5 protein-coding genes are annotated in these 4513 nt (G+C 30.6%); 2 read left to right on the top strand and 3 right to left on the bottom strand.

Going from position 1 to position 4513, the window contains the following annotated elements; all coding sequences use genetic code 11:
- Positions 1–55 precede the first annotated feature (55 nt).
- The 3 genes from hslO to ABF633_RS20450 all read right to left on the bottom strand — a co-directional run bounded on the left by hslO (position 56) and on the right by ABF633_RS20450 (position 2256).
- The gene (hslO, locus tag ABF633_RS20460) at positions 56–940 is read right to left on the bottom strand and encodes an Hsp33 family molecular chaperone HslO (RefSeq protein WP_415526534.1); all 885 of its coding nucleotides are present in this window, start codon (positions 938–940) and stop codon (positions 56–58) included.
- 31 nt (positions 941–971) lie between these two features.
- A complete protein-coding gene (locus tag ABF633_RS20455) occupies positions 972–1715 on the bottom strand; it encodes a class I SAM-dependent DNA methyltransferase (protein WP_415526532.1) in 744 nt (247 codons plus the stop codon).
- 265 nt (positions 1716–1980) lie between these two features.
- Positions 1981–2256 (bottom strand): small, acid-soluble spore protein, alpha/beta type, encoded by a 276-nt coding sequence (locus tag ABF633_RS20450; protein ID WP_415526530.1) that lies wholly within the window; start codon positions 2254–2256, stop codon positions 1981–1983.
- A 398-nt stretch (positions 2257–2654) separates the two neighbouring features.
- Between ABF633_RS20450 and dapA the strand changes: the two genes are divergently transcribed.
- Together dapA and dapB are read left to right on the top strand one after the other, a co-directional pair.
- Positions 2655–3545 (top strand): 4-hydroxy-tetrahydrodipicolinate synthase, encoded by an 891-nt coding sequence (dapA, locus tag ABF633_RS20445; protein WP_415526528.1) that lies wholly within the window; start codon positions 2655–2657, stop codon positions 3543–3545.
- Between the two features lie 2 nt (positions 3546–3547).
- On the top strand, positions 3548–4297 hold the full coding sequence (dapB, locus tag ABF633_RS20440; protein ID WP_415526526.1) for a 4-hydroxy-tetrahydrodipicolinate reductase: 750 nt from the start codon (positions 3548–3550) through the stop codon (positions 4295–4297).
- The last annotated feature ends 216 nt before the right edge of the window (positions 4298–4513 follow it).

Here is a 4513-nt window from a genome sequence, read left to right as displayed (position 1 = left end):
AAATTCAGATGGGGTAAAAGAATCCCCACCTGAATTAAGAACTTGCTTCAATAATCTAATTATATAGATTATCAAGTATAATACCTATATCTTCATGAGTAAAGGTATATGCTTTATTGCAAAAATTACATCTTAATTCTTCCGTTTTGTTGTCTTTATATATTTCTTCTAAGTCCTTTTTTCCTATACTTATAAGGGCTTTTTCAACTCTTTCCCTTGTACAGTCACATTTATATTCAGGCTTTATTTCTCCTACTATCTTTAAATCCATATCTTCAAATATATAATTGAGGATTTCTTCTATATTCATCCCATCACTTATAAGCTTAGTTATAGGTGGGATCTCTTCTAATCTGTAAGTTATTAAATCAGCTGTAAGTTCATTATGTCCTGGCATCATTTGAATTATGAAACCTCCTGCTGCTCTGATACTTAAATCCCCATTCACTAAAACTCCAAGTCCCACTGCGGAAGGCACTTGCTCAGAGGCAGTAAAATAATATGCCAGATCATCCCCTATTTCTCCTGTATATATCGGTACACGCCCTACATAAGGCTCTCTTAAACCAAGATCTCTTATAAGTGTAAGAGTGCCCTCTTTTCCAATTATGCCTGATACATCAAGTTTGCCTTTACTGTTTGGAGGCAATTCAGCCTTTGGATTCCCTATATATCCCTTAACACTGGCATCACTATGAGCAGTAACAAGTACACCTTTTGCAATTCCTCCCCCATCTATTTTTAATGTAAGAGAATCCTTTTCGTTTTTCATCATAGCTCCCATAAGACTTCCAGCTGTAAGCATTCTTCCCAGTGCAGCGGCTGCGGTTGCCTCACATTCATGAAATTTTATGCCTGTTTCCACTAATTCCGTTGTAGTTGCTGCTATTATTCTGACTTCTCCATCTTTTGCCGTTGCAATCAGCAATTTATCTTCCATAATCTTCCTCCAATACTGATACCTATATTTTTTACTTACTGCATTTCAGTATATAAACTATTCTTTCTGTATTATTATCTATAGTCTCATATTTATAATTGTTTAATTTATTTATTATTACAAAGCCACATTCACTAAGTAAAGTTTCTATTTCACATTCCCTATAGGCTCTTTCACTATGTTCTTCATCAAATCTCTTATAATCTTCACCATTTTTTACAAAAAAGGTCAGATACATGTCCACAATTTTATTATCAAATTGATTTTCCCATATATATACTACCTCACCATCATCATAGTTAAAAAGATTATTGCCTATAATTTCAGCAAGTTTATAGTAGGAATTTACATCAAAAATAAAAATACCATTTTCTTTTAGATGTTTTCTAATTCCAATAAAATATTTTTTTAGATCTTTGTCCTCTAAAATATAATTAGTTGAATCCAAACAGCAAGTTATCAAGTCAAATTTCCTATTTAACTGCAAATTACAGATATCCTGCTTTACTAGCTTTGCCTTTATATTTGTCTTTCTGAGCTTTTTATCAGCTTCCCACAGCATATCTTCGGATAGATCTACTCCCCAAATTTGTTTAAAGGCTTTGCCTATAACCTCTGTAAGATTCCCTGTGCCACAAGCCAGATCCAAATAGCTTTCAAATTCAACATTATGATCTCTACATATATCCAGAATAGTGTTTCCCCATTTTTTATAATCTACGTCTCCGTGAATGAGTTCATCATAGACATGGGCAAAATTTTTATAGCAATCCATATTAACTCCTCAAAACAGCTTAAAAATCAGTAAGCATAATTAATTTACATAATATTCCTGTAATTTACACATTATTTAACAATGTTATATGACATAAAATAACAATCATTTTACAAATGATAAAATTTATTAGAATCTTATTTACATTATATCATACTTCAAATGTTACTATACAACATATAGAAATACTTGCTTACCACAATCAAAAAATTCACAAATTAAATATTATATATTTTTTCTATATAAGTCAACAAGTAAAATAAACTTACTCTTTACTTTTCTGACTTTTTTCATCATAATTCTGTATATCCACATTTTTAGGTAGATGCAGTTCCTTTTTTCGTTTAGTCATTAGCCCACCTATTCGACCCGTCTCTTCTGCTGTTAATCCACTCCAGCCAAGTTCATCAATTTTTTCACTGAGACCCAGCTCCTCGGCTATTTCATATTTTATATTCTCTCTTAATTTTTCCATCTCAGTCAGCTCTCTATTTGATTTAAGTTTTGCCTTTATTACTTTTTTTAAAGGTGTTTTCCCCATAACAATCGCTCCCACAAAATAATTAATAATTATTACTTAGTGTTAGCATAAAGAGAATTATATATACATTTTTATAATTAATTCATTAGTTTTAGGCATATGAAAATAAATAGTAAGTCAAATATACTAGCATACTGACTAGTTATTTATTTGAATATGCCTTAATAATTTCAACTAAATATATTTGTCAATTCTATTAAATTATAATATTATATTTATATACAATTTTATATATTATAGTTATATAATATAATGTGAAGGTTGGCTAAAATTTTTCAGGGGGATAATTGTAAAATTCATATTGTTTATCTACATATAAACTAAGAACTTATAATTACTTTTGAATATACTATTAATATAGAAAAATATAAAAAACATATACTTTAGGGAGGACTATTATGAGTATATTTATAGGCAGCGCTGTAGCTATTGTAACTCCTTTTACAGAAAGTGGAGTAGATTTAGAGAAACTTAAAGAATTAATTGAATGGCACATAAAATCTTCAACGGATGCCATAGTAATTTGCGGTACTTCTGGTGAGGCATCTACTATGACTACAGAAGAACGAAAGGAAACAATAAAATTCACTGTAGATGTGGTTAATAAAAGAATACCTGTAATTGCTGGTACAGGAAGTAATAATACCAGTGAAAGTATTAAAATGAGTAAGTGGGCAGAAAGTGTAGGGGTTGATGGACTCCTCGTTATAACCCCTTATTATAATAAAACCACTCAAAAGGGACTAATTGAACATTTTAAATCTATAAATGATTCAGTTAATATTCCCATAGTACTTTACAATGTTCCAGGAAGAACTGGCATGAATTTAAATCCTGAAACTCTATTAGAATTAAGTGATTTAAAAAATATTACAGCTATTAAAGAGGCCAGCGGCAATATAAGTCAAATTGCAAAGATGAAAGCTCTTTGTAAAGATAGATTTGACATCTATTCAGGAAATGATGACCAAATTGTACCTATATTATCTTTAGGGGGTAAGGGTGTAATTTCAGTAATTGCAAATATTCTTCCTACAGAGATTCATGAAATGGTAATAGCTTATATAAATGGGGATCATTCAAAGGCTCTTGAACTTCAACTTAATACATTATCTTTATGTAATGCTCTATTTATAGAAACTAATCCAATACCGATAAAAACCGCATTAAATCTTCTTGGTTACAAGGTAGGCTCCTTAAGATTACCTCTTTGCTCTATGAATGAAAAAAATCTTCAAATATTAAAAGATGAAATTAAAGCCTATGGCTTATCACTAAAGGAGGAATAACAGTGAGAATATTATTAAACGGATGCGGCGGTAAAATGGGAAGGGTAGTAATTGAATCAGCTAAAAAATTTGACAATGCTGTAATTGCAGCAGGTATCGACAATTTTACAAAGGACTCCTTTGATTTTCCAGTATTTAAAACTATTGATTCCTGCAATGTACCTGTAGATGTAATTCTTGATTTTTCAAGACCAGATGCTTTAGAAGATATTTTAAAACTTGCTGAAAAAAACAATTTGCCTATTGTATTGTGTACCACAGGCTTCAGTGATGATCAAATTGAAAAAATAAATGCTTTCAGCAAAGAACATGCAATATTTCGTTCAGGCAATATGTCTATAGGTATAAACGTGATAAACAATATATTAAAAAATATAAGTGCATTTTTATATGAAAATTACGACATTGAAATAATTGAAAAGCATCACAATCAAAAGGTAGATGCTCCTAGTGGTACTGCTCTTTTACTTGGAGATACTATAAAAGCTGCTATTAAAGCTGATACAGTATATGTAAATGGAAGAGAAGGCATTCACAAGAGAGAGCACAATGAAATAGGCGTTCATGCCATACGCGGCGGAAGTATTGTAGGTGAGCATGAAATAATCTTTGCCGGCCAAGGGGAAACTATAGAATTAAAGCATACTGCAATCTCAAGAGAAGTTTTTGCAGTAGGTGCCCTTAAAGCTTGCGCATTTATGTGCAATAAGTCAAAAGGTCTTTATAACATGAATGATGTACTAAATTCATAAAAATATTTAAGTGTACCAAAAAGCATTATAAATATAAAAGACACTATGTAATTCAACAACAAGATTTTATTATTGATTGATTTTCATAGTGTCTTTATTTTTTCTAATTCTCTTTTTCAGATTAATTAGATAATCTTCGTAATATTAATATATATTTATTTTATAAACAGAGTTCTTGGCATCAGGTGGAGTTTTTGTTTATGACCTCTGATGCTT

It is taken from the genome of Clostridium sp. (assembly GCF_047718555.1).
Taxonomy (GTDB): domain Bacteria; phylum Bacillota; class Clostridia; order Clostridiales; family Clostridiaceae; genus Clostridium_I.
The sequence above is the reverse complement of the archived record's forward strand: the minus strand, read 5'-3'. Positions and strand labels throughout refer to the sequence as shown.

Bases quoted from the DNA above. Each gene is read 5' to 3' on its own strand.
- ABF633_RS20455 (WP_415526532.1), bottom strand. From the start codon at position 1,715: ATGGATTGCTATAAAAATTTTGCCCATGTCTATGATGAACTCATTCAC.
- hslO (WP_415526534.1), bottom strand. From the start codon at position 940: ATGGAAGATAAATTGCTGATTGCAACGGCAAAAGATGGAGAAGTCAGA.
- dapA (WP_415526528.1), top strand. From the start codon at position 2,655: ATGAGTATATTTATAGGCAGCGCTGTAGCTATTGTAACTCCTTTTACA.
- ABF633_RS20450 (WP_415526530.1), bottom strand. From the start codon at position 2,256: ATGGGGAAAACACCTTTAAAAAAAGTAATAAAGGCAAAACTTAAATCA.